Genomic DNA, 21,577 nt, shown 5'->3' with positions numbered 1-21,577 from the left:
AGGACAGAGGGGGGTGTGACGGAACGCCGTACATCGACTAGTTCTTCCCCGCGTACCGATCCGTCGCCCGGATCAGCTGGTCCAATATCCCGGGCTCGGAATAGGCGTGGCCGGCGCCTTCGACGAGGTAGAAGTCGGCCTTCGGCCAGGCCTTGTGCAGCGCCCAGGCATATTTCGCCGGGCAAGGCATGTCGTAGCGGCCGTGGACGATGGTGCCGGGGATGTCCTTCAGCTTCCAGGCGTCGCGCAGCAGCTGTCCTTCTTCCAGCCAGCCGGCATGGACGAAGTAGTGGTTCTCGATGCGGGCAAACGCCACCGCATAATCGTCCTGGCCGAACGGCGTGCTGGTCTCCGGCTCCGGCAGGAGCGTGATCGTCTCGCCTTCCCAAAGACTCCAGGCCAGGGCGGCCTCGACCTGGAGCTTGCGGTCGCTGCCCACCAGCCGCTTGCGGTAGGCCGCCATCATGTCACCGCGCTCGGCCTCGGGGATCGGCGCCAGGAAGCGCTCCCATTTGTCGGGAAACATCTCCGAGACCCCGAACTGGTAATACCATTCCAGCTCGGCGCGGGTCAGCGTGTAGATGCCGCGCACGACCAGCTCGCTGACGCGCTCCGGGTGCGTCTCGGCATAGGCCAACGCCAGCGTCGAGCCCCAGGAGCCGCCGAACACCAGCCATTTGTCGAAGCCCGCCATTTCGCGCAGGCGCTCGATGTCGGCGACGAGATGCCATGTGGTGTTGGCCTCGAGCGAGGCGTTGGGCGTCGACTTGCCGCAGCCGCGCTGGTCGAACAGCATGACGTCGTAGAGCCTCGGGTCGAACACCCGCCGGTGCTTCGGCGAGATGGTGCCGCCCGGTCCGCCATGCAGGAAGACTGCTGGCTTGGCACCCCTGGTGCCGCAGCGCTCCCAATAGACGGTGTGGCCGTCGCCGACATCGAGCATGCCGCCGTCGAACGGCTCGATTTCCGGATAGAGCGTGCGCAAGGATCCGCCGGCAATCGTCATAGTTTCAGGCCCTGCTGCGGCCAGTTGGCCGTCTCATGGTCGGGGTGCTGGAAGGAGATGATCTGCTCCTGCCTGGCGTAGTAGTCGGGATCGTCATGAACCGGCGCCTCGAAGATCTGCTCGACCCAGGGCAGCCGCACGGCGTAGTTGACCTGGATCTGCGGCGCCAGGTCCGAGCGGTCGTCGAAAGCGCCGATGGCGATCTCCAGCGCCCCCGGCTGGCGATAGGTCATTGGCGTACCGCAACGGGCGCAGAAGCCGCGATCGATGTTGACCGAAGACTGGAAATAGCTCGGCTCCTCATGTGTCCATTCGACGCCGTCCTTGGGCACCGTCACCAGCGCGCCGAAGAAATTGCCGAACTGCTTCTGGCACATGCGGCAATGGCAGATGGACGGGCGTCCGAGCTTGCCCTTGATGCGAAAGCGCACGGCGCCGCACTGGCAGCCGCCGGTTCGAACTTGGTCGGTCATGGTTTTTCCTCCGGCGGCCATTGGTCGGTGTCGTGATCGGGATGCTGGTAGGAGACGAGCTCGGCGAGATACGGCGCCGAGCCGATATCCGCCATCGTGGGCTCGCCCGGCAATTGCGCGATCCTGTCGACATAGGGGAGCTTTGCCTCGGTGCCCCACTGGATGGTCGGCGCAATGCCGGCAGGGTCGTCGAAGGCAGCGATCGCCAGCGCGATCCCGTCCGGCGCCTCGAAGGTCAGCGGCGTGCCGCATTCGGCGCAGAAGCCGCGCCGAACGGCGCTGGATGAGCGAAAGCGCTTCGGCTCGCCGCGCGTCCAATCGAGCTTGGCGCCGCGCACCGAAACCAGCGGCAGATAGAAATTTCCGCTCGCCTTCTGGCACATGCGGCAATGGCAGACCGAGGCGTCGCCAAGCGCGCCCTCGACGCGGAAGCGGACCGCGCCGCACTGGCAGCCGCCTGTATAGACCGGCCGGTTGTCGAGGCTCATGGCTCGCTCCGCTTCATGGGCTCACTCCGGATCATGGCAGACGGCTTCGACGTTGTTGCCGTCGGGATCGAAGACGAAGGCGCCGTAGTAGTTCGCATGGTAGTGCGGGCGCAGCCCCGGCCCGCCATTGTCCTTGCCGCCGGCGGCGAGCGCTGCAGCATGGAAGGCGTCGACCTCGGCGCGGCTGCGCGCGGTGAACGCGACATGCTGGCGGTCCCTCGGCTTGTCCTTGCCCGAGCTCAGCCAGAACACCGGCCGGTCGCGGCCATAGCCGCCGACCTTGGCGCCGCCGGTATACTCTTCCGGCACCATGTAGAGCAGCGAGCCCCCCAACGGCGCCATCGCTTTGTCGTAGAAGGCCTTGGACGCCTCGAAATCGGAAACGCTGATGCCGAGATGATCGATCATGGAACGAGTTCCTCCGTTGATGGGCCGGGCACCTCAGCGCCCGCCAGGCCAGCCACGATGACGATATGCTGGCAGACATTGTCGATATCGCGGATCACGTCGTCGTTCCAGAAGCGCAGGATGGTCCAGCCACTGGCGCTTAGATAAGCACTTCTCGCCTCGTCACTGCGCAAGTGATCCGCATCGGCATGCTGGCTGCCATCGACCTCGACTATGATCCGATGAGCCGCGCAGGCGAAATCGACAATGTAAGGCCCTATCGGCAGTTGCCGCCGAAAGCTCATTCCCATCAGCCGGTGAGCACGCAGTTCGTTCCAAAGTTTCAGCTCTGCGTCGGTCATCGCATGCCGCATGGATTTGGCGTTCTTGCGCTGACGGGAAGGAACGAGGTCGTGCCCCATGGCTACGCGATCCCACGCTGGAGATTAGCGGAACCGCAAGCGACGGCCAATCTCCCCCCTTGCGGGGGAGATGTCCGGCAGGACAGAGGGGGGTGCTGTCCCGCCAGCATATCAAACGATGACAGCTGGGCGATCTGAAGGTCAAGGGAGTGCAGAACGTCAAGCTCGGAGGTCGGCGTTCCTTCACACCCCCCTCTGTCCTGCCGGACATCTCCCCCGCAAGGGGGGAGATCAGCTGTTACCGGCGCTTTCGCCAATCGCCAAAGCAACCTCACCGCTTAATCTCCCAGGTCGTTACGCGCTGGCCGGTTACAGGGTCCTTGCCGTCTTTCAACTGCACGCCCTGCGCCAGGAGTTCCTCGCGCACGCGGTCGGCCTCGGCCCAGTTTTTCGCCGCGATCAACGCCAGGCGCTCGGCAATCGCCGTCGCAATCGCCGCCTCGTCCACCTTGGCCGCGCCGACGTCGAAGCCGAGGAAGGCGAGCGCGGTCTTCAGCGACGCAGCGGCTGCGTTCTCGCCGGTGCCGCCGAACTCCACCGCCTCGCCGGCAAGCTGCGTGAGGCGCTGGAAGGCGGCGTAGGTGGCGAGATCGTCGGACAGGGCTTCCACCACTTCGGCCGGCAATTCCTTCGCCGCCGCCGGCGCAAGGTCGGCGGCCCGCTTCCATTTGCGCAGCGTGTTCTCCGCTTCCTCCAGCTTGCGCACCGAGAAGTCGATCGGCTCGCGGTAATGCGTCATCAGCATCGCTAGCCTGAGCACCTCGCCCGGCCAGTTGCGGCCGCCGAAGGTCTCGGTCTCCAGAAGCTCATGGATCGAATAGAAGTTGCCGAGGCTCTTCGACATCTTCTGGCCCTCGACCTGCAGGAAGCCGTTGTGCATCCAGACATTGGCCATGACCCGCGTGCCGTGGGCGCAGCGCGACTGGGCAATCTCGTTCTCGTGATGCGGGAAGATCAGGTCGAGGCCGCCGCCATGGATGTCGAAGACCTCGCCGAGATAGGCGGCCGACATGGCCGAGCATTCGATGTGCCAGCCGGGCCGGCCCCTGCCCCAGGGGCTGTCCCAGCCGGGCTCTTCCGGCGTCGACAGTTTCCACAGCACGAAGTCGCCGGAATTCTTCTTGTGCGCGTCGACGGCGATGCGCGCGCCCGCCTGCTGCTCGTCGAGATTGCGCTTCGACAGCTCGCCATAGTCGGGCATCGAGGCGGTGTCGAACAGCACCTCGCCCGCCGCGACATAGGCGTGGCCGCGCTCGATCAGTTGCGTGATAAGCGACAGCATGTCGGCCTTGCCGTCGGCGCGGGGGGCCACGAACTCGGTGGCGCGCGGCTCGAAGGTCGGTTCCAGGCAGCCGAGGGCGGCGACATCCTTGTGGTACTGGTCGGCGGTCTTTTCGGTGACTTTCCTGATGGCATCGTTGAGGGACAGTTTTCCCGCCGCGATCTCGTCGCCGAAGTCGCGAAGCGCGCGCGCGTTGATCTTGTCGTCGACATCCGTGATGTTGCGCACATACGTCACGTGACTTTCGCCATAGACTTGGCGCAACAGGCGGAACAGCACGTCGAAGACGATCGCCGGCCGGGCATTGCCGATATGGGCGAAGTCGTAGACCGTCGGGCCGCAGACATACATACGCACGCGTTGCGGATCGATCGGAACAAACGGCTCCTTCGTGCGCGTCAGCGTATTGTAGAGGCTGAGACCCTTCGATGCGTCCGACATGCGTGCCCTTCCCGGTTGGTTACCCGCAAAACCCGCCTTGCGCCGAGACGCAAATCGGGCTCCAGCCTGCTGGCCGGGGCGTTTGTCCAATCTGGGGAAAGATACGGCGAAAACGTCCGGACCAGCGCGAGGCTAGCCAATAATGCAAATGCCACAAATGGCGAAAGACGTTTTCATGGCCGGCTTTATCGCGCCCGCTGCTGTTGCCGTCAAGTCGCTGCAGACGGGAAAGATGTCAATGGATCACAGGTAAAGACCGCGCGAAACATTTTATTAAACATGTCGGCACAGTGATGAAACATTCTCGGGCTAGACCGCCACGGCGTCACGATTTGGTCCGAATCGACTATCAGACGCAGACACGAAAACGTTACCAGGGAAGAGAACAATGCCTCGAAACAAGCAGGAACAAAGCCGACCGGCGCAACAGCCGCTCACCAAGCAGTACCGTGCGATCGGCCCGGCCGCCATCGTCGCCGCCCTTCTTCACACCGCGAAGAAGAAGAAGCCGGCGCAGAAGATCATTTCGCCGCGCGCCGCCTGAAACGGCACGATCGGCGCAGTCCCTTATGATGGGAACGCCGGCGATGTAGGCGCCAACCAGCGCCTCGGGAGCGGAAGGCCTCCGAAAGCAGCCTTCACTAGAATAAGGTCATCTGGTTTTCGTCCGCGCCGGGCTTCTGGCGCCCGGCCTTCCCGGTTTGCAGCCCGATGACGCTCCGCTCCTGAATCTCCGGCCCGGTGTTGGCGACCTTGTTGACAAGGTCGGAAACCGGAATCGCTTCGAAGAAATCGGGTTCGGCCGGGTGCAACAGGTCGAGCACATGGCGCGGCTCCTGCGTGCGGCAGTCCAGCCAGCGCGCAAAATCGCGCTCGTCGATCACCACCGGCATGCGGTCGTGGATATGGGCGATGCCCGCGTTGGCGCGCGTCGTCAGAATCGCGCCCGTATCCATCTCGGAGCCGCCCGGTTCGGCATAGGTCTCGACCAGCCCGGCGAATGCGATGACGCCGCCCCGCCGCGGCCGGATCCAATAGGGCTGGCGCTTGCCGGCGCCCGACTGCTGCCATTCATAGAAGCCGGAGGCCGGCACAAGGGCGCGGCGGTGGCGCATGGCGGTCTTGAAAGAGGCCTTGCCCTGCACGCCTTCCGAGCGGGCGTTGAAAAGCAGCGGAAATTCTCTGGTGTCCTTCACCCAGCTCGGAATCAGGCCCCAGCGCACCAGCATCGGCTGGCGGTCCGGCAGGTTGGCGCCCGGCGACCGCGGCGGGCCGGCCACCACCATCAGCACCGGCTGCGTCGGCGCGATGTTGTAGCGCGGCGGGAAGTCCTCCAGCTCGGCCAGACCGAGACAGGCGGCAGTTTCCTGCGGGGTAGCAGTCAAGGCAAAGCGCCCGGCCATGATCCTCTGCAGCTCTCGAAATTGCGTTGTCGCCAAAGTGGCAATGGAAGGAGGCTTCCGCAACGGGTAATGCTGCGCTGGTCGTTCGCCTCGCCCAGACAATACCGGGCCAGCAAGCAGGTAGCCATGGAACCGCGCAAGATCATCCCTGCCGTCTCGGTTGCCGTCGTGCGTGGCAAGACGGTGCTTCTGGTCAGGCGCGCACGGCCGCCGTCGCAGGGGCTCTATGCCTATCCCGGCGGCAAGGTGGAAGCTGGCGAAACCCTGGCGCAAGCGGCGGCTCGCGAGCTCCTGGAGGAGACCGGCCTCGCGGCCAAGGACTATCGGCCGCTGCGCGACATCCATATCGACGGCAGCGGCGAGAACCACGCGGTCGACTATCTGCTGACGGTGTTCGGCGCGATTTACGTCGGGGGCGAGCCGGTGGCCAGCGACGATGCCGAATCGGCGGCCTTCCATACGCTGGCGGAAATGGCGGAGATGCCGCTCGCGGGCGATGTCCTGTCGGTGGCCGAGGAACTGCTCGGGCCGGCTCAAGACGCCTGGCGATAACCGTCGAGAAACGCCTTGCAGGCGACAAAATGTTTCGCCACAAAGCCTTACCCTCTCACGCCAAGCCCGATATGACACGCGCCTCGCCCTTCCTCGCCGCATGCCTTGCCGTCAACATGGCGGTCGCGGCGCGGCCGACACTTGCTGCAGAAGCGCCGTTCGAGCCCGGGCTGATGCGGCTGGCCGAGGTGCTGGGCTCGCTGCATTTCCTGCGCAATCTCTGCGGCGAGAAGGGCGATCAGTGGCGGGTCGAGATGGAAAAGCTGCTCGAATCGGAAAACCCCGACCCGGAGCGGCGCGCCCGCTTCATCGCATCCTTCAACCGCGGCTATCGCTCCTTCAGCGGCACCTACACGCAGTGCACCGCTTCAGCGACCGAGGCCATCGCCCGCTACATGAAGGAGGGCGAGACCCTGTCGCGCGACATCGCTTCGCGCTATGGCAATTGAGCGCCGTGAGATTCGCCCTGGCGGGCTCAACCCTTGTGCCAAACCGGGCCAGGCTGCAAATGCTGGTGTTGCAGACATGCCACAGTATTAACGAAACCTTAGCGCACAAATGCGGAATTAACTCAAACTGAAGGTTTTGATGCCGCAAGCCGGTCTAATCGGCTAAGTTTGAGATCGATCGAGCGCAGTCCCGCCGGAAGCGTGGATCACGACGCAGGAAATGTCGTGCTGAAACAATTGCGGGGCTGCGGATGAACAGACAGGTCAAGCCTGATCCGCAAGGATCGCCGCTTGAAAAGGTGGACATCGCAAATGGAACATGGTGTCAGCGAAATCGACGCGTTGGTCAGGGAAGAAAAGCGCCTGACTGCCGTTGAAAGCCACTGCGAAGCCTGGGCGGAAGGCCTGTCGGCTGGCATCGAGCCGGAAATCATCGCCGAGGCAGCGCTCGAAACGGCGTTTGGCGAGATGCTGCGCGCAAATGGCGAAACCTCCGCTCTGGCCCTGCTCGACCGCATGCGGGAAAAGGTGATCGCCGGCGCCTTCGAGCCGGAGCGGCTGAAGCACTGAAGCCGCGTCCCGCCGTACCGCCGCACACTTCTCGGCGACATGCATTAGCTGCCGCTTCTTTGACGGCAACGGCCCGTTTGGGCATCATGCCCATGCGCGTTGATGGCCGCGAATGCCGAGCGCGGCAGAGTAGCCCTGCGTTTGGTAGAATTGGCGAACTGCTCTAATCCTTTGCGCAATTGCGAACGACCGTTACACAGTTCTGGAATTGGCCTGGCGGGGCCTGGAAAAACACGGAGAGGCAAGCGGTGAAATTTTCGATGTCGGGCTATCCACGCGGGCTGACCCTCGGCATCTGGGTCGCAGCGTCCTGCCTGGCCGCTCCGCTGGGACTGTGTCTGGTCAGCACTCCCTCCTATGCGCTGAGCGAGATCCAGCGTGGGGACCTGCCTTCGCCGGTCGCACCGCCGGCCGACAGCGGAACGGTCGTGCCGGAACCCAGCGCGCCGATACCGGATCCGCTCGGCACGAAGCCTTCCGACACCGGGCAGCCGACGGACGATACGAACAAGAGCCAGCCGGAGGCGCCGTCCGGCAGCGGTGGCATCACCAGCCCGCGTGCCGATCCGGAGGCACCGCCGCCCGCGGTTGTCTATGAGCTCGACAAGCTGCCGGAGCCGGTGAAGCGCATGCACGGCATGCTTATCGAGGCCTGCAAGAGCGGCGACATCGAGAAGCTCAGGCCGCTGATCGGCCAGGGTGATTCGATGACGCAACTATCGCTCGGCGACATCGACGGCGATCCGATCGCCTTCCTCAAGGGGCTCTCAGGCGACGGCGACGGCCAGGAGATCCTTGCCATCCTGGAGGAGGTGCTCAGCGCCGGCTACGTCCATGTCGACACCGGCACGCCGCAGGAACTCTATGTCTGGCCGTATTTCTTTGCGCTGCCGCTCGACAAGCTCGATTCGCGGCAGCGCGTCGAGTTGTTCAAGCTCGTCACCGCAAGCGACTATGACGACATGAAGCAATTTGGCGCCTACATCTTCTACCGCGTCGGCATTACGCCGGCCGGCCAGTGGATGTTCTTCGTCGCCGGGGATTGAGCCAGGACCTCATTCTCCGTCGCTGTCGGCACGCGGCCATACGCGACCTGCCTCCGCTCGCAGGGCTGAAATCGCATCGGCTCCCACCGTGAGGTTCATTTGCAATACTTCGGCGGCGTCGCGCAATTCGCTCTTGTCCTGCAGCCTGTCCACCACCCAAACGAGTTTGCGCCCGATATCGGGTCCGTAGGCGGTTTGCGCCTTATTGAGGGCGTCGGCTGGAATTTGCCCATAGGCCTTGACCAGCATCCCGAGATCGAAGGCATCTCTATATGCGGCTGCGCGATCCTGGCATCGATCGGCATTCGCCAACAGCTTCTCGGCAAACAAGTCCGCAGGAACGAGAGCTGGTATCCCCAGGTCCTCGTCTAAGCGACCGCGTAGGGCGATTCTGGCTTCCCGAACGATCTCAAAGCGAATCGGCTGGCCTTTGAGACGCACAACCGTCCTCAGCCCATATTGATCGATTTGGAAATCCCGAACGGCGTCGACGGGCTCAGAAAAAAAGCCCCTGACGCCGAGTTCCGACGCTCGTGTCCGCAGTTCACGATAACCGGTGGCATCCGCGCACAGGAAATCCAGATCCAGTGACCGCCGATATTCGTCAAGTTTCATGACGATGGCCGTGCCCCCGCCGAACCAACATTGGGCGGCAGTCAGGAACTCGCGGTCCATCAGTCCGAGGGCTTCGGCGATGATTCTGTGTTCGGGCTTTTTGAACTCCTTCATGGTCCCAACTCGCACATTTTTCTGTTTGGTAGCCTGGCTGCGAGCAAAAAGACTCGGAAGAGGATGGCGGAACGTCAGGACGTGGTAAGAAGGATGCCATGACCGAATTTGTCGGCCAGCTTTCTTATAAGCAGCTTTTCGCGCGCTGTAAGGCGCTTTTGGTCGACAAAGCGCCAATTGCGTTCGTAAAGCGCAAATGCTTCTTCCGCCGGTATCGGGCGCGCGGCATCACGGCTCCAGGCAAGTGCCTGGAGCTGCGGAAACTTTGCGGGATCAATCGGTGCGATATTTGCAGCCATCACACCCCTGAACATAGTCCAGGGGACTTAAGAAATCCAACCCAGGCTTCAACCCGGCAGCGCCTCGGAGAACTCCACCGCCCTGCCTTGGCTGGGGGTGACGATCTCGCCCTCCCACATGACGCTCGTGCCGCGGACAATAGTGCCGACCGGCCAGCCGGTGACCTCTTTGCCATCATAGGGCGTCCAGCCGGCCCTGGAGCCTGCCTGCGCGTTGGTGATCGTCTCGCGCCGCTTCAGATCGACGATGGTGAAATCGGCGTCGTAGCCGGCGGCGATGCGGCCTTTGCGCGCCATGCCGAAGATGCGCTGCGGACCGTGGCTTGAAAGATCGACGAAGCGCTGCAGAGTGAGCCGCCCGGCATTGACGTGGTCGAGCATGATCGGCACCAGCGTCTGCACCCCGGTCATGCCCGACGGCGAAGCCGGATAGGATTTTGCCTTCTCGGCCAGCGTGTGCGGCGCGTGGTCGGAGCCCAGCACGTCGACTATGCCTTGCGAGACGCCATGCCAGACGCCGTCGCGATGGCGCGGAGCGCGCACCGGGGGGTTCATCTGGATCAGGGTGCCGAGCCGCGCGTAGTCCTCCGCCGTCAGGGTCAGATGATGCGGCGTCGCCTCGCAGGTGGCGACATCCTTGTGTTTTTCCAGAAATGCGATTTCCTCGGCGGTCGAGATGTGCAGCACGTGGATGCGCGCGCGGGTCAGCCTGGCGATGCGCACGAGGCGCTCGGTGCAGCGAAGCGCGGCGATCTCGTCGCGCCAGACCGGATGGGATGACGGATCGCCATCGATCCGCTCGCCGAGGCGCTCGCGCAGGCGGAACTCGTCCTCCGAATGGAAGGCGGCGCGGCGGCGCGTATTGCGCAGAATCGAGGCAACGCCCTCGTCGTCCTCGACCAGCAGGTCGCCGGTCGACGAGCCCATGAACACTTTGATGCCGGCCGCCCCCGGCAGACGCTCGAGCTCGGCGACGTCGCCGGCATTGTCGCGCGTGCCGCCGACCCAGAAGGCGAAGTCGCAATGCATGCGGCCCGTGGCGCGCCGCACCTTGTCGGCAAGCGCCGCCTCGCTGGTGGTCAGCGGATTGGTGTTGGGCATTTCGAAGACGGCAGTGACGCCGCCGAGCACCGCGGCGCGCGATCCCGTCTCCAGATCTTCCTTGTGTTCCAGCCCCGGCTCGCGGAAATGCACCTGACTATCGACGACGCCGGGGAGAATGTGCAGGCCGCGGCAGTCGATCGTCTCGCCGGCCGAAGCCTGGCCGAGATCGCCTATGGCCGCTACGCGCCCAGCCCTCACACCGACATCGCGCCGGCCCTCGCCGTCATGGTTGACCACCGTGCCGCCTGTCAGGATGAGGTCATAGGTGGTTGCCATTGGCTGGTCCAATCTCTTGCGGGGGGAGTGTCGCCGGCTTACGTAATGACCGTCAATTTTGCAAGATCAGGCCGATTTCCCGCTCATGCCCTTTGCCCTGCTGAAAGACCGCGCGCTCCTCTCCGTGTCAGGCCCTGACGCCGAGCATTTCTTGCAGAATATCCTCACCACCGACCTGGACACGCTTGCCGCCAATGAGGTGAAACCCGGCGCGCTGCTTACGCCGCAGGGCAAGATCCTATTCGATTTTCTCATCTCGCGCAGCGGTGACAACGGCTTTCGCCTCGAATGCCGGGCCGATATCGCCGACGATTTCCTGCGCCGGCTGATGCTCTACCGGCTAAGGGCAAAGGCCGAGATTGCCAAGCAGGATCAGGCGCTTGTCACGGTCGCGTGGGGCGATGATTCAACGCGCTCAGATTCTGATTCACCCGTGTTCGCCGATACCCGCTTCCGTGACGTCGGCGTCAAGCGATCCTATGGCAGCATGGCGGCGGAGGATGGCGACGTCGGCGGCTGGCAGGCCTTGCGCATCGCCAATGGCATTGCTGAGAGCGGTTCGGACTATCAGCTCGGCGACGCCTTTCCGCACGACGTGCTGCTCGACGAGACCGGCGGCGTCGGCTTCAAGAAGGGCTGCTATGTCGGACAGGAAGTGGTCTCGCGCATGCAGCATCGCGGCACCGCGAGACGGCGCGTGCTGATCGCCGTTGCCGCCGGCTCGCTGCCCCCGGCGGGGACGGAGGTGACCGTCAACGGGCGGCCGATCGGCACGCTGGGTTCGGTCAGCGGCGGACGCGGACTTGCCATCGCCCGCATCGATCGCGTCAAGGCGGCGCTGGCTGCCGGCGAGGCGATCGTGGCGGGCGACACGGCCGTGACGCTGGCAATTCCTTCATGGGCCAGATTCACTTTTCCGACCGACGGCGTCAGCGCGGAGGAGGCGTGATGGCGGCCGATCGCGCCGGCGCGCCGCCGCGTGCGTGGCAACGCATGCTCTCCGGCCGGCGGCTCGACCTGCTCGATCCTTCGCCGCTCGACATCGAGATTGCCGACATCGCGCATGGGCTCGCCCGTGTCGCGCGCTGGAACGGCCAGACCAGTGGCGAGCACGCCTTTTCGGTCGCGCAACATTCGCTGCTGGTCGAGGCGCTCTACGCTGAACTGGTGCCGGGCGCCTCCCCCGAGGCGCGACTGGCAGCCTTGCTCCATGATGCCCCCGAATATGTCATCGGCGACATGATCTCGCCGTTCAAGTCGGTGATGGGCGGCTCCTACAAGGATTGCGAGCTGAGGCTGCAGCGCGCCATTCACCTGCGCTTTTCCTTGCCGGCGGAGCTCGGCGGGACCGTCCGCAGGGACATCAAGCGCGCCGACCAGATCGCTGCCTATTACGAGGCGACACTGCTTGCCGGCTTCTCGACTGCGGAAGCCACCGAATACTTCGGCCGGCCGCGAGGCTTCTCCGCCGATCGTTTCGATTTCACGCCTCGCTCCGTGACCTGGGCGCAGGCGGCATTTCTAAAACGTTTCAAGGCGCTCGAAGCTAAACGGCAGTCTTTTCTTGCCGATAATCCAGTGACCTGAAAGAACGCTAAATTAACCGCCTGTCGCGACAGTAACGTATTCAGTCACCGTCGCAGGCGCGTTCATGCCCGTCGCACATCGCAAGACTGGTTCGGCCGCCAGCAGGCGGAAGGCAGGCGGCATCGGCTCCGCCAAGCGAATAGCGCAAGAACTTCGCGCGCAGAACGCGCGTTTTGCGGCCGCCGTGGAGAACATGTCGCATGGCCTGTGCATGTTCGATGCCGAAGAGCGGATGATCATCTGCAACCGCAACTACCTCGACATCTTCCGGCTCGATCCCGAACTGATGCAGCCGGGCGTCCGCTTCTTCGACATCCTGCAGCATAGCGTCGACATCGGCATCGCCTCGCAGAGCGCGGAGGAGCTTTACGCCATCCGCAAACCTTATATCGACGGCGCGAAGCCCTCGACCTATGAGGAGACGCTTTCGGACGGCCGCATCATCTTCATTTCTCACCGGCCGCTGGCGGTTGGCGGCTGGGTGTCGATCTACGAGGACGTCACCGAGCAACGACGCGGCGAAGACGAGCTCAAGGAGCAGCACCGCCGCTTCGACGCCGCTTTGGCCAACATGTCGCAAGGCCTGTTGATGTACAGTGCGGAAGGCCGCCTGATCGTGCGCAACCAGCGCTTTCTGGATTTGTGTCACGCTTCCGCAGCCGATTTCTCGCTCGGCATGACGCACGGCCAGATGCTGGAGAAGCTTATAAGCCTCGGCATATTCGTACCCGTCGACGTCGACATGGAGGTGCAGAAGACAAAGGCCAGCCTGGAGGCCGGCGACTCGCGTTCGAGTTATCGTGAACTCGTCGACGGCCGCACACTCTTTGTAGCGCGACGGCCATTGGCGGACGGCGGCTGGGTGGCTACCTTCGAGGACGTGACCGAACGCCGCCGTGTCGAAGAGCGGATGACGCATCTTGCGCATCACGACACGCTGACCAACCTGCCCAATCGCTCCATGTTCCGCGAGCGGCTCGACCGGGCCCTGAGCCAGCCCAGGGCTGCGCCGCTGGCGATCTTCTCGCTCGACCTCGACCGCTTCAAGGCGGTCAACGACACGTTTGGACATCCGGCCGGGGACTGGCTGCTGAGATGCGTGGCCAAGCGTTTGCAGCGCTGCCTGCGCAGCGAGAAGGATGTGGTGGCCCGTTTCGGCGGCGACGAGTTCGCCATCATCCAGTTCAATGTCAGCGCAAGCGCCGACGCCGAAAAGCTGGCAAAGCGCGTCGTCGAGATCATCGGCAAGCCCTATCGCGACAAGGGCCGCGAGATGCATGTCGGCGTCAGCCTCGGCATCGCGCTCTACCCAAGCGACGGACAGGACGCCGACACGCTGTTGACCAATGCCGATATGGCGCTCTACCGGGGCAAGAGCGAGGGACGCAACGTCTACCGTTTCTTCGAACCGGGCATGGACGCCATGATGCGTGCGCGCCGCGCGCTGGAGGCCGAGCTCGAAGCGGCGCTCCCCAAGCGCGAATTCGAATTGGATTACCAGCCCATCCTAGACATCGCTTCGGGCGGGATCGTCGGCGCGGAGGCGCTGATGCGCTGGCGCTCGCCGACGCGCGGCCTTGTGCCGCCAGACGATTTCATCGCTGCGGCCGAGGAGACCGGCCTGATCGTGCAGCTTGGCGACTGGGCGCTGCGCAAGGCCTGCAACGTGGCGGCGAACTGGCCCGAGGACATGCGCATGGCGGTCAATGTCTCCGCGGCCCAGATCAAGAGCGGCGGCTTCGCCCGCGGGGTGATCTCGGCACTCGCCTTTTCCAGCCTGCCGGCCAATCGGCTGGAACTGGAGATCACCGAAACGGTGATGATGGATGAGAGCGATACCGTGCAAAGGACGCTCAGCCAATTGCGCGGGCTGGGCATTCGCATCGTGCTCGACGATTTCGGCACCGGCTATTCGTCGCTCGGCTATCTGCGCCGCTTTCCGGTCGACAAGATCAAGATCGATCGCTCCTTCATCCGCGACATCGACAATCGCCACACGGCGGCGATCGTCCGCACCGTGATCGGGCTCGGCGCCGAGCTTGGCATAACCGTCACGGCCGAGGGCGTCGAAACCGAGGCCCAGCTCGAGCTGCTGCGCAAGGCCGGCTGCGGCCAAGCCCAAGGCTACCTGATCGGCGTGCCGGCCAACGCTTCCGAGATGAGCAGGCTGCTGCACTCACATGCGCTGCTGCGCCGATCCGGCTGAGCAGCAAATATGGTCGCGCAAACTTCGGCGTCAGCGCAGCGTCTCGATGTATTTTTCGTGGAAGCTCACATAGCCCGGCTCGACGACCTTGAGATGCCGCTCGATCAGCTGATGGAACGCCGGCAACTGGTGGAACGGCACGCCGGGATATGCGTGGTGCTCGGCGTGATAGGGCATGTTCCAGGCGAGCTTGCGCACGAACCAGTTGGTGAGCGTCGTGCGGCTGTTCTCCAGCATGTTGGCGACGAAGGGGCAGCGGCCGTGCTCGGCCAGCAGATAGAGCCTGAGGAACGGCTGGCCTGCGAGGGCGGGCACGATCCAGACATAGAGCAGCACTGACGCCTTGAACCAGAGCGCGAGCGCCAGGATCACGGCATAGAAGGCGATCATCGCCCGCGCCTCGGCCCGCACTTTGCGCAAGCCCTTCGGCGGCACAAAGCTGTCCCGGCAGCGGCCGATGGCATTGATGTACAGCGTGTTGGCGTGGCCCCACCACACCGGCAGGCCCGAGACGTGGACGATGTACTGCCACAGGGTCTCGGGCTTCGGGAAGGCCAGCTCCGGATCGTTCCGCGGATCCTGGGTGAAGCGGTGATGGGCGAAATGGAAGTAGCGGAACCAGTCTGCGGGCAGCGCGATCGCAAGGCTGCACAGACGGGCGACGGCATCATTCAGCCACTGCGCCCGGAAGGCCGTCCTGTGCACGGTCTCGTGCAGCAGCGTGAACAGAAACACGATCAAGATACCCTGCGGCAGCATCAGGAACGGCCAGAACGGCACCTTGGCCGCGATCAGCGCGCCGAGATCGACAATCGCGCCAGAATGGACAGCAAACTGGATCAGCCCCGGTCCGTCCGACTTGCCGGTCAGTTGGTTGCGCTCCTCATTGGTCAGCGAAGCGATGATTTCGCGGTGGTCCAGGGCTTGGTCGCGGTCGATGGCGTTCATGGCGCCACGCTACTCCAGAAAGAAACCTTTCGAAAAACGAGGAATTCTGCAAAATAGACAAGTCAATCTTATCTATAGGTCACCATGGTCGCACTGCCATCGCTGCGCGGACTTCAGGCCTTCGAGGCCGCGGCACGCACCGGCAGCTTCGCCGCGGCGGCGGAAGAGCTGTCGGTCTCGGCGGCCGCGGTCAGCCAGCTCATTCGCACCCTCGAGGAACAGATGGGCCGCAGACTGTTTCACCGAGCCAACCGGCGCGTCGTGCTGACCGAGGCCGGCGTCGAGATGCTGCCCAGGCTCACCCTGGCCTTCCAGGAAATCGGCAGCGTCGCGCGCGATGTCAGCGGCGGGGCATTCCGGCCGAGGCTGATCGTCTCGGTACCGCCCTCCATGGCGATGGGCTGGCTTTCGGAGCGCATCGCCGGCTTCATCGCCGGCCACGGCGCTGCGGACATTTCGCTCAGAGGCGACGACGACCCGGTGCCGTTCGACCGGGAGCTGATCGACATCCGGCTGTCCTACGGCCCGCATTATCGCGAGCATCCCACGCAGGAGATCGTCCGGGACGCCGTCTATCCGGTCTGCGCGCGCGGCATTGCCGGCGCGATAGAGTCCGACAACCTCGCTGGCCTGCCCCTCATCCATACCGACTGGGGACCGGCCGGAGCGTCGTTTCCGTCCTGGCGCAACTGGTTCGAGACGGCAGGCATCGAGCCAGGTCGGGCCGTCAAACGCGGCCTCTCCGCCAACTCGTCGCGGGCGGCGCTCGACCTCGCCATGTCAGGACTGGGCGTCGCGCTGGCGCAAGGCATCTATTGCGCCCAGGCGCTCGAAAATGGCAGGCTGATGCGGCCCGTGGCCCGATCCCTGGAGCTGCGCCAGCCCTATTGCCTGACGATCCCCGAACGCAGCGCAAAGCGCGACGTCGTGGCGGTGTTTCGCGAATGGCTGATCGAGGAATGCCTGCGCGCGATCAGGTCGCCGGCGCTCGGTGCCCGGTGACGAGGACTGACGATCGCCAGCGCAGCGATCACCAAGGTCGATCTCAGTCGAACGAAGCAGGAGATTTCTAATGTCGCTCGAACTCATCAACCCCGATGATCTGCCGGTTCCGGAGATGTACACGCAGGTGGTCGTCGCGACGGGATCCAGGCTAGTCTTCGTCTCAGGCCAGCAGCCCGAAGACATAAACGGCAAGCTCGTTGGACATGGTGATTTTGCGGCGCAAGCGCGGCTGGCATTCGGCAATCTCGGCCGAGCGCTCAAGGCGGCAGGCGCGCGGCCTGAGCAGGTTTGCAAGATCACGATCTACATTGTCGATTATGATCGTGATGAACATGTCCCGATCATCGAAGACGCGCAGATTTCGCTGTTTGGAGATCACAAACCGGCGAATGTGGTGGTTGGGGTGGCAATAATGTCCCCAGGCTACCTGATCGAGGTCGACGCGATAGCGGTCATTTGACGAGGGCGTCAGAAGCTGATCACGGATCCTCGAAAAGATATACGGCGATGGTCAGAGATGCCCGGCCAGCGCCGCCACCATGTCCTTGTTGGTCGCCACCGGGACGATCTCGAACTCGACCAAATCGTTCCACTCGATGGCCCAGCGCTGTAGAATCGTGGCGTCATCGGCCTCGACCAGCAGGAAACAGCGGCTCATGTCGGCCGCGATCCAGCTGTGGTGGACGACAAGCTCGTCCGGCTTCAGGCGGCCCTTGTCGCGGAAGCGGCGATAGATCTCCTTGCGGTCGCAGCCGCGAAAGTCCTCGATGACGAAAAACAGCATGTCTGCCCCCTCAGTCTGGAACACTATCGTCCAGGCCGCTCCAACCGGTCAAGGAACCATTGCGTCAGCCGCACCCAGACCTCGTCCTTCTCGCCCGAATCCTCCCAGCCATGGTCGAGATTGGGATTGTCGTTGACCTCGATGACGAAGACGCCGTCCTTGGTTTCCTTGAGGTCGACGCCGTAAAGCCCGTCGCCGATGCAGCGCGCCGCCTTGACCGCCGTCTCGACAACATGCGGCGGGGTCTCCTTCAGCGTGAAGGTCTTGATGCCGCCCTGGTCGGGCTTGCCGTTGGCCTTGTGGTTGACGATTTGCCAATGCTTCTTGGCCATCAGATAGTGCACGGCAAACAGCGGCTGGCCGCCGAGCACGCCGACCCGCCAGTCATATTCGGTCGGAAGGAACTTCTGCGCGATGAGGAGGTCGGAATCCTCCAGCCATTCGGTCGCGAGCCTGGTCAGCTCGGCCAGGTTCTCGCATTTCTTGACACCGCGCGAGAAGGAGGAATCCGGGATCTTCAGCACCAGCGGGAAGCCCAGCGTCTGCGCCGCGACCTCCAGGTCCGAAGGTCCAGCGATCATTACCGTCGGCGGCACCGGCACCTTGTTGTAGGTCATCAACTCGTTGAGATAGACCTTGTTGGTGCATCGGATCATGGACAGCGGATCGTCGATCACCGGCATGCCTTCCTGCTGGGCGCGGCGCGCGAAGCGGTAGGTGTGGTTGGAGATCGACGTCGTTTCGCGAATGAGCAGCGCATCGTAATTGGCGAGCTTGGCCAAATCCTTTTTGGTGATCGGCTCGACTTCGACGCCCATCTTCTCGGCGATCCTCGCCCAGTAGCGCAGCGAGGAGATCTCCGAAGGCGGCAATTCCTCATGCGGATCGACCAACGTGGCGAAGGTGTAGCGTGCCGGCGTGCGGCCCTTGGTGTCGCGCCATTCACGGTTGGTGTAGGTTTCCAGACACCCCAGGAAGACCGTTTCTTCCTCCTCGCTCATGCGGGCGAGCGGCAGGAAGCCGATCTTGCGGATCGAGGCCCATTCGGCGCTGTCCTTGATGTGGACCTCCAGCGCCGGCGCGCGGAACCAGTCGAACAACAGCTTGGTGAAGCGGTCCCAGATCTTGGACGGACCGATGCCGAAGAAGACGGCGACCTTCGAGGGGAAGGTTCCGCCGAGATCCTTGCGGCATTTGTTGAGCGCGAGTTCCAGTTCCGGCAATGCGTGCTCGTAGAGCTTGCGCTCCGACAGATCGATCATGGTCTCGACCGTCGGGATCACCTTGTGGCCGCGCGAACCGGCAAGCAGCGAGGCATAATAGCCGCGGCTCTGGTAGCCGTAATTGTTCGACAGGTTGATCACCTTCGGCCGCTGGCCGCGGAAAAGCGCCGGATGCGCGAGATAGTCGCGGTTGGTGATGATCTTGTGCGGCGTCGCCACCTGATCGAGATCGTTCTGCCTGCCTGTAAGGATGACCCAGGTCATATTTCAGCGTTTTCCCAGGGTGATGGCGGCGCGCAATCCATCGCGGCCGAACTGAGCCATGTTCATGAAGATGCCGTAGGGCACGGGAATGTTGGCGGCATCGAGGATCGTCTCCTGCCTTTCGTCCTCGACCCACGGATCGTGGATCAGAATGTGGTCGCCGTCGTCGCCGATCGCCAGCACCCAATGCGGTATCTTCTTGCCGAACATCAGGAAGCCGCTGATCAGCACCAGCACCAGCTTTCCCTCCGCAAGCGCCGAGCGGATGTCGTCGATGCCGAACGAACGGTAATTCACCGGAATGCCGTAAAGTTCCGCACGGCGGCGGAAGTCGACCTGGGCGAGTTCCATCACCCGGCGCTTGTCCTCGCTGCGCACCGACTGCAGGAACAGCGCGCCATGAAAGGAGACGAAGATTTCTGCCGCCAGGCCGCTCTCGTAACCGGAGACAGCCAACCCGAACGGCTCGCAGCCGCCCGGGCCCGACATCATGAAGACGGTGGTGGCCTCGCGCCACAGGCGGATCTCCATGACCGGGTCGGGCACGAAGCCCTGGTCGAAATTGGCCATCGCCATCATCAGGCAGCACGGGCCGCAGGTGAACTCGCAGGTCTGCTGGTAGAACGGCACCCTGGTGGCGGTGGGGGCATCGCCACGCAAAGTCTTTTCGTAGCGCAGTGCCGTCGCGCCATCCTCGTAATAGTCGGGCTCACGGCCTATTCTGCGGTAGCCGGCCTGCTCGTAGATCTGGATGGCGCGATGATTGTCCTCGCGCACCTCCAGCCGCAGCAGCATGCGATCGTGCTCGAAGGCTGCTTCCTCCGCCGCCGCCAAAAGCCGGCGCCCGATGCCGAGCTGGCCGAAGGAAGGACTGACGGCGATTGAATAGAGCCGCGCCACGCCGCTGCCTTTGCGAAACAGCGCCACCGCGTAGCCGGCGACATGGCCGTCATTTTCCGCGACCAGCATCTCGGCGGTCTCGCGCTCGATGAACTGACGGAAAGAGCGGCGGGAAAGCCGGTCGCCCGAGAAGACGGCCTTCTCGATGGCGGCGAGGTCATCGACGTCTGACGCGCGGGCCTTGCGAATCTCGGCAGGCATGCGGGCTTGGGAGAACCTCGATTGGGTTGCGGAAACGGCCCCGGTCAACAAAGCAACGTCAACAAAGCAACACGGGCCGAAGCGCCTGTGTTCACAAGCGCTATCGCACCTTGAATAGGGCCGAATTGTGACAGGTTGCGCTGTGGTCCAACGACATCCAGGACTTGAACGGGACCGGCTGCGCGAAGGCGCAAAATCGCAACGAACTCAACTCGAAAGGCCGGCCAGAAGCTGGCCGTAGGCGCTCTTGGCGACAGCCGAAAGGCGCTCCGGCGGCAGCGAGCCGACGACCGCGCAGCCATAGCCCTTGTCCAGCCAGTACACAGCCTCGGGACCATCGGCTTCGGCCGTGTAGGTGCCCTTGGTGGTCTCGGCCGATTCGGAGGTGACAAAGAGGGAGATGCGCTCGCCCTTGGCGTCCTCATAGAGCAGCATCGCCGCCTTACCGCGGTCGCCGGCGGGCAGCAGCCTGCCGCCGACGAGCTGGAAGCCTTCGGCCGCCAGATCGGGCGCGACCAGCTTCAGCCCGACCCGATTGGACAGCCAGGTCTGCAGATGGTCCTTGTCGCTTGCCGGCACCTCCACCGCATGACGTTTCTCGGCGGCGTAGATGACATGGGCGGCGATCGCCTGCTCGGCGAGCTGGTCGTCCGCCGCATCCTCGCGGCCGATGCCGTCGACGCCGGCGAGATAGCCGCCGAGCCCGCCCACCACCAGCACGGCGGCTGCCGCCGCCGAAAGCCACCAGCGCGAGCGCCAGGCCGGCGCCTTCGCCGGCGCATCGCCCAGCACCGCCTGTGTCAGCCTCGCCGGCACCGGCTCGTCCATCAAGCCGGCCAAGGCCGCGCGCAGCGCGGCGCGATCGGCAATGTAGCGCGCGCTTTTTGCCTTCATCTCCGGATTGGCTTCGAGCCAGGCGTCATAGGCCATGCGCTCATCGCCCGGCAGCTCACCGTCGAGCGCCAGGTGAATATCGCGTTCCGTGAAATCGCGCCGGGTCATCTCTCAACGATCCTTATTGAGCGGCGGCGCGAGGAGTCGTCGAGCAGGCCGCGCAATTCCTCGCGGCCGCGCGCGATGCGCGACATCAGCGTGCCGGCCGGCACGCCCAGAATGTTGGCGGCCTCGGCATAGGAAAAACCTTCAATGGCAACCATGACCAAAGCCGCTCGGCGATCGGGGCTGATCGCCTGCAAGGCATCCATGATCTCACGCGAGGCGATGCTTTCGACCTGATCGGCGGGCGCGGCCTGGGCTTCGCCCGCTTCGAGCGGCAGGATCGCCGCCTCGCCACGCCGGCTCACCTTGCGCATCTGGTCGATGAACAGATGATGCATGATCGTAAACAGCCACCTCCTGGGGCTTTCTCCCGTCTGCCAGTTGTCGAGCCGCACGAGCGCCCGTTCCAAACAGTCCTGGACCAGATCGTCGGCGGAGTCGCGGTCGCGCAGCAGCGAGCGCGCATAGCGGCGCAACCGCGGTATCTCGCTCAGGATCGCTGCCTTCTTGTCGTCCATGCCGGCTTGTTTCGA

26 protein-coding genes are annotated in these 21,577 nt (G+C 63.9%); 10 read left to right on the top strand and 16 right to left on the bottom strand.

The window, feature by feature from the left end; genetic code table 11:
* Positions 1 to 37: 37 nt before the first annotated feature.
* The 6 genes from pip to cysS all read right to left on the bottom strand — a co-directional run bounded on the left by pip (position 38) and on the right by cysS (position 4,499).
* Positions 38 to 1,006 carry a prolyl aminopeptidase gene (pip, locus tag EN818_RS09645; protein ID WP_095805754.1) on the bottom strand — a complete coding sequence of 323 codons (969 nt, stop codon included), beginning with the start codon at positions 1,004 to 1,006 and terminating at the stop codon, positions 38 to 40.
* On the bottom strand, positions 1,003 to 1,479 hold the full coding sequence (locus tag EN818_RS09640; protein ID WP_095805753.1) for a GFA family protein: 477 nt from the start codon (positions 1,477 to 1,479) through the stop codon (positions 1,003 to 1,005). Before EN818_RS09640 ends, pip begins: the two co-directional genes overlap by 4 nt.
* Positions 1,476 to 1,967, bottom strand: coding sequence for a GFA family protein (locus EN818_RS09635; RefSeq protein ID WP_095805752.1), 492 nt, complete (start codon positions 1,965 to 1,967; stop codon positions 1,476 to 1,478). Before EN818_RS09635 ends, EN818_RS09640 begins: the two co-directional genes overlap by 4 nt.
* Positions 1,968 to 1,988: 21 nt before the next feature.
* Positions 1,989 to 2,375 (bottom strand): VOC family protein, encoded by a 387-nt coding sequence (locus EN818_RS09630; RefSeq protein ID WP_095805751.1) that lies wholly within the window; start codon positions 2,373 to 2,375, stop codon positions 1,989 to 1,991.
* The gene (locus tag EN818_RS09625) at positions 2,372 to 2,776 is read right to left on the bottom strand and encodes an endonuclease domain-containing protein (RefSeq protein WP_095805750.1); all 405 of its coding nucleotides are present in this window, start codon (positions 2,774 to 2,776) and stop codon (positions 2,372 to 2,374) included. Before EN818_RS09625 ends, EN818_RS09630 begins: the two co-directional genes overlap by 4 nt.
* Positions 2,777 to 3,047: 271 nt before the next feature.
* Positions 3,048 to 4,499, bottom strand: a complete 1,452-nt coding sequence (gene cysS, locus EN818_RS09615; protein ID WP_135904425.1) for a cysteine--tRNA ligase — start codon at positions 4,497 to 4,499, stop codon at positions 3,048 to 3,050.
* 388 nt (positions 4,500 to 4,887) lie between these two features.
* On the opposite strand from cysS, the gene EN818_RS09610 reads away from it, so the two are divergent.
* Complete coding sequence (locus EN818_RS09610) at positions 4,888 to 5,043, top strand: hypothetical protein (protein ID WP_095805748.1); 156 nt, start codon at positions 4,888 to 4,890, stop codon at positions 5,041 to 5,043.
* A 97-nt stretch (positions 5,044 to 5,140) separates the two neighbouring features.
* Here EN818_RS09610 and EN818_RS09605 read toward each other — a convergent pair whose 3' ends face one another.
* A complete protein-coding gene (locus tag EN818_RS09605) occupies positions 5,141 to 5,902 on the bottom strand; it encodes an SOS response-associated peptidase (RefSeq protein WP_095805747.1) in 762 nt (253 codons plus the stop codon).
* A gap of 126 nt (positions 5,903 to 6,028) precedes the next feature.
* On the opposite strand from EN818_RS09605, the gene EN818_RS09600 reads away from it, so the two are divergent.
* From EN818_RS09600 to EN818_RS09585, 4 genes are all read left to right on the top strand, one after another.
* Entirely contained in the window at positions 6,029 to 6,454 is a 426-nt protein-coding gene (locus EN818_RS09600; RefSeq protein ID WP_095805829.1) for an NUDIX hydrolase, read from the top strand.
* Positions 6,455 to 6,525: 71 nt separating this feature from the next.
* On the top strand, positions 6,526 to 6,903 hold the full coding sequence (locus EN818_RS09595; RefSeq protein ID WP_095805746.1) for a TIGR02301 family protein: 378 nt from the start codon (positions 6,526 to 6,528) through the stop codon (positions 6,901 to 6,903).
* A 312-nt stretch (positions 6,904 to 7,215) separates the two neighbouring features.
* Positions 7,216 to 7,473, top strand: a complete 258-nt coding sequence (locus EN818_RS09590) for a hypothetical protein (protein WP_095805745.1) — start codon at positions 7,216 to 7,218, stop codon at positions 7,471 to 7,473.
* A 248-nt stretch (positions 7,474 to 7,721) separates the two neighbouring features.
* Positions 7,722 to 8,519 (top strand): hypothetical protein, encoded by a 798-nt coding sequence (locus EN818_RS09585; protein WP_095805744.1) that lies wholly within the window; start codon positions 7,722 to 7,724, stop codon positions 8,517 to 8,519.
* A gap of 9 nt (positions 8,520 to 8,528) precedes the next feature.
* Here EN818_RS09585 and EN818_RS09580 read toward each other — a convergent pair whose 3' ends face one another.
* From EN818_RS09580 to EN818_RS09570, 3 genes are all read right to left on the bottom strand, one after another.
* A complete protein-coding gene (locus EN818_RS09580; RefSeq protein WP_095805743.1) occupies positions 8,529 to 9,248 on the bottom strand; it encodes a nucleotidyl transferase AbiEii/AbiGii toxin family protein in 720 nt (239 codons plus the stop codon).
* A gap of 74 nt (positions 9,249 to 9,322) precedes the next feature.
* Positions 9,323 to 9,547, bottom strand: coding sequence for a hypothetical protein (locus EN818_RS09575; protein WP_095805742.1), 225 nt, complete (start codon positions 9,545 to 9,547; stop codon positions 9,323 to 9,325).
* 48 nt (positions 9,548 to 9,595) lie between these two features.
* Positions 9,596 to 10,927 carry a dihydroorotase gene (locus EN818_RS09570; RefSeq protein WP_095805741.1) on the bottom strand — a complete coding sequence of 444 codons (1,332 nt, stop codon included), beginning with the start codon at positions 10,925 to 10,927 and terminating at the stop codon, positions 9,596 to 9,598.
* A gap of 85 nt (positions 10,928 to 11,012) precedes the next feature.
* On the opposite strand from EN818_RS09570, the gene EN818_RS09565 reads away from it, so the two are divergent.
* The 3 genes from EN818_RS09565 (at position 11,013) to EN818_RS09555 (ending at position 14,720) form a co-directional block, all read left to right on the top strand.
* Positions 11,013 to 11,876, top strand: coding sequence for a folate-binding protein YgfZ (locus EN818_RS09565; RefSeq protein WP_095805740.1), 864 nt, complete (start codon positions 11,013 to 11,015; stop codon positions 11,874 to 11,876).
* Positions 11,876 to 12,514, top strand: a complete 639-nt coding sequence (locus EN818_RS09560) for an HD family hydrolase (protein ID WP_095805739.1) — start codon at positions 11,876 to 11,878, stop codon at positions 12,512 to 12,514. The genes EN818_RS09565 and EN818_RS09560 overlap by 1 nt, the downstream gene beginning before the upstream one ends.
* A gap of 64 nt (positions 12,515 to 12,578) precedes the next feature.
* Complete coding sequence (locus EN818_RS09555; RefSeq protein ID WP_095805738.1) at positions 12,579 to 14,720, top strand: EAL domain-containing protein; 2,142 nt, start codon at positions 12,579 to 12,581, stop codon at positions 14,718 to 14,720.
* Between the two features lie 30 nt (positions 14,721 to 14,750).
* Here EN818_RS09555 and EN818_RS09550 read toward each other — a convergent pair whose 3' ends face one another.
* The gene (locus tag EN818_RS09550; protein ID WP_135904523.1) at positions 14,751 to 15,641 is read right to left on the bottom strand and encodes a fatty acid desaturase family protein; all 891 of its coding nucleotides are present in this window, start codon (positions 15,639 to 15,641) and stop codon (positions 14,751 to 14,753) included.
* 111 nt (positions 15,642 to 15,752) lie between these two features.
* On the opposite strand from EN818_RS09550, the gene EN818_RS09545 reads away from it, so the two are divergent.
* Both EN818_RS09545 and EN818_RS09540 read left to right on the top strand, forming a co-directional pair.
* Positions 15,753 to 16,670, top strand: a complete 918-nt coding sequence (locus EN818_RS09545; RefSeq protein ID WP_095805737.1) for a LysR substrate-binding domain-containing protein — start codon at positions 15,753 to 15,755, stop codon at positions 16,668 to 16,670.
* Between the two features lie 70 nt (positions 16,671 to 16,740).
* Positions 16,741 to 17,133 (top strand): RidA family protein, encoded by a 393-nt coding sequence (locus EN818_RS09540; protein WP_095805736.1) that lies wholly within the window; start codon positions 16,741 to 16,743, stop codon positions 17,131 to 17,133.
* A gap of 51 nt (positions 17,134 to 17,184) precedes the next feature.
* Here the strand turns inward: EN818_RS09540 and EN818_RS09535 are convergent, their stop codons facing one another.
* The 5 genes from EN818_RS09535 to EN818_RS09515 all read right to left on the bottom strand — a co-directional run bounded on the left by EN818_RS09535 (position 17,185) and on the right by EN818_RS09515 (position 21,562).
* Positions 17,185 to 17,457: a DUF3303 family protein gene (locus EN818_RS09535; protein ID WP_095805827.1), complete on the bottom strand. Its 273-nt coding sequence runs from the start codon at positions 17,455 to 17,457 to the stop codon at positions 17,185 to 17,187.
* 23 nt (positions 17,458 to 17,480) lie between these two features.
* A complete protein-coding gene (locus EN818_RS09530) occupies positions 17,481 to 18,944 on the bottom strand; it encodes a RimK family protein (protein ID WP_095805735.1) in 1,464 nt (487 codons plus the stop codon).
* Positions 18,945 to 18,947: 3 nt separating this feature from the next.
* Positions 18,948 to 20,045, bottom strand: coding sequence for a GNAT family N-acetyltransferase/peptidase C39 family protein (locus tag EN818_RS09525; RefSeq protein WP_095805734.1), 1,098 nt, complete (start codon positions 20,043 to 20,045; stop codon positions 18,948 to 18,950).
* A gap of 207 nt (positions 20,046 to 20,252) precedes the next feature.
* On the bottom strand, positions 20,253 to 21,047 hold the full coding sequence (locus EN818_RS09520) for an anti-sigma factor (RefSeq protein WP_095805733.1): 795 nt from the start codon (positions 21,045 to 21,047) through the stop codon (positions 20,253 to 20,255).
* Positions 21,044 to 21,562, bottom strand: a complete 519-nt coding sequence (locus EN818_RS09515; protein WP_095805732.1) for an RNA polymerase sigma factor — start codon at positions 21,560 to 21,562, stop codon at positions 21,044 to 21,046. The genes EN818_RS09520 and EN818_RS09515 overlap by 4 nt, the downstream gene beginning before the upstream one ends.
* Positions 21,563 to 21,577 lie beyond the last annotated feature (15 nt).

This window comes from Mesorhizobium sp. M3A.F.Ca.ET.175.01.1.1 (assembly GCF_004791945.1).
Lineage (GTDB): Bacteria > Pseudomonadota > Alphaproteobacteria > Rhizobiales > Rhizobiaceae > Mesorhizobium.
The sequence above is the reverse complement of the archived record's forward strand: the minus strand, read 5'-3'. Positions and strand labels throughout refer to the sequence as shown.

Bases quoted from the DNA above. Each gene is read 5' to 3' on its own strand.
- pip (WP_095805754.1), bottom strand. From the start codon at position 1,006: ATGACGATTGCCGGCGGATCCTTGCGCACGCTCTATCCGGAAATCGAG.
- EN818_RS09640 (WP_095805753.1), bottom strand. From the start codon at position 1,479: ATGACCGACCAAGTTCGAACCGGCGGCTGCCAGTGCGGCGCCGTGCGC.
- EN818_RS09635 (WP_095805752.1), bottom strand. From the start codon at position 1,967: ATGAGCCTCGACAACCGGCCGGTCTATACAGGCGGCTGCCAGTGCGGC.
- EN818_RS09630 (WP_095805751.1), bottom strand. From the start codon at position 2,375: ATGATCGATCATCTCGGCATCAGCGTTTCCGATTTCGAGGCGTCCAAG.
- EN818_RS09625 (WP_095805750.1), bottom strand. From the start codon at position 2,776: ATGGGGCACGACCTCGTTCCTTCCCGTCAGCGCAAGAACGCCAAATCC.
- cysS (WP_135904425.1), bottom strand. From the start codon at position 4,499: ATGTCGGACGCATCGAAGGGTCTCAGCCTCTACAATACGCTGACGCGC.
- EN818_RS09610 (WP_095805748.1), top strand. From the start codon at position 4,888: ATGCCTCGAAACAAGCAGGAACAAAGCCGACCGGCGCAACAGCCGCTC.
- EN818_RS09605 (WP_095805747.1), bottom strand. From the start codon at position 5,902: ATGGCCGGGCGCTTTGCCTTGACTGCTACCCCGCAGGAAACTGCCGCC.
- EN818_RS09600 (WP_095805829.1), top strand. From the start codon at position 6,029: ATGGAACCGCGCAAGATCATCCCTGCCGTCTCGGTTGCCGTCGTGCGT.
- EN818_RS09595 (WP_095805746.1), top strand. From the start codon at position 6,526: ATGACACGCGCCTCGCCCTTCCTCGCCGCATGCCTTGCCGTCAACATG.
- EN818_RS09590 (WP_095805745.1), top strand. From the start codon at position 7,216: ATGGAACATGGTGTCAGCGAAATCGACGCGTTGGTCAGGGAAGAAAAG.
- EN818_RS09580 (WP_095805743.1), bottom strand. From the start codon at position 9,248: ATGAAGGAGTTCAAAAAGCCCGAACACAGAATCATCGCCGAAGCCCTC.
- EN818_RS09575 (WP_095805742.1), bottom strand. From the start codon at position 9,547: ATGGCTGCAAATATCGCACCGATTGATCCCGCAAAGTTTCCGCAGCTC.
- EN818_RS09570 (WP_095805741.1), bottom strand. From the start codon at position 10,927: ATGGCAACCACCTATGACCTCATCCTGACAGGCGGCACGGTGGTCAAC.
- EN818_RS09565 (WP_095805740.1), top strand. From the start codon at position 11,013: ATGCCCTTTGCCCTGCTGAAAGACCGCGCGCTCCTCTCCGTGTCAGGC.
- EN818_RS09560 (WP_095805739.1), top strand. From the start codon at position 11,876: ATGGCGGCCGATCGCGCCGGCGCGCCGCCGCGTGCGTGGCAACGCATG.
- EN818_RS09555 (WP_095805738.1), top strand. From the start codon at position 12,579: ATGCCCGTCGCACATCGCAAGACTGGTTCGGCCGCCAGCAGGCGGAAG.
- EN818_RS09545 (WP_095805737.1), top strand. From the start codon at position 15,753: ATGGTCGCACTGCCATCGCTGCGCGGACTTCAGGCCTTCGAGGCCGCG.
- EN818_RS09540 (WP_095805736.1), top strand. From the start codon at position 16,741: ATGTCGCTCGAACTCATCAACCCCGATGATCTGCCGGTTCCGGAGATG.
- EN818_RS09535 (WP_095805827.1), bottom strand. From the start codon at position 17,457: ATGCTGTTTTTCGTCATCGAGGACTTTCGCGGCTGCGACCGCAAGGAG.
- EN818_RS09530 (WP_095805735.1), bottom strand. From the start codon at position 18,944: ATGACCTGGGTCATCCTTACAGGCAGGCAGAACGATCTCGATCAGGTG.
- EN818_RS09525 (WP_095805734.1), bottom strand. From the start codon at position 20,045: ATGCCTGCCGAGATTCGCAAGGCCCGCGCGTCAGACGTCGATGACCTC.
- EN818_RS09520 (WP_095805733.1), bottom strand. From the start codon at position 21,047: ATGACCCGGCGCGATTTCACGGAACGCGATATTCACCTGGCGCTCGAC.
- EN818_RS09515 (WP_095805732.1), bottom strand. From the start codon at position 21,562: ATGGACGACAAGAAGGCAGCGATCCTGAGCGAGATACCGCGGTTGCGC.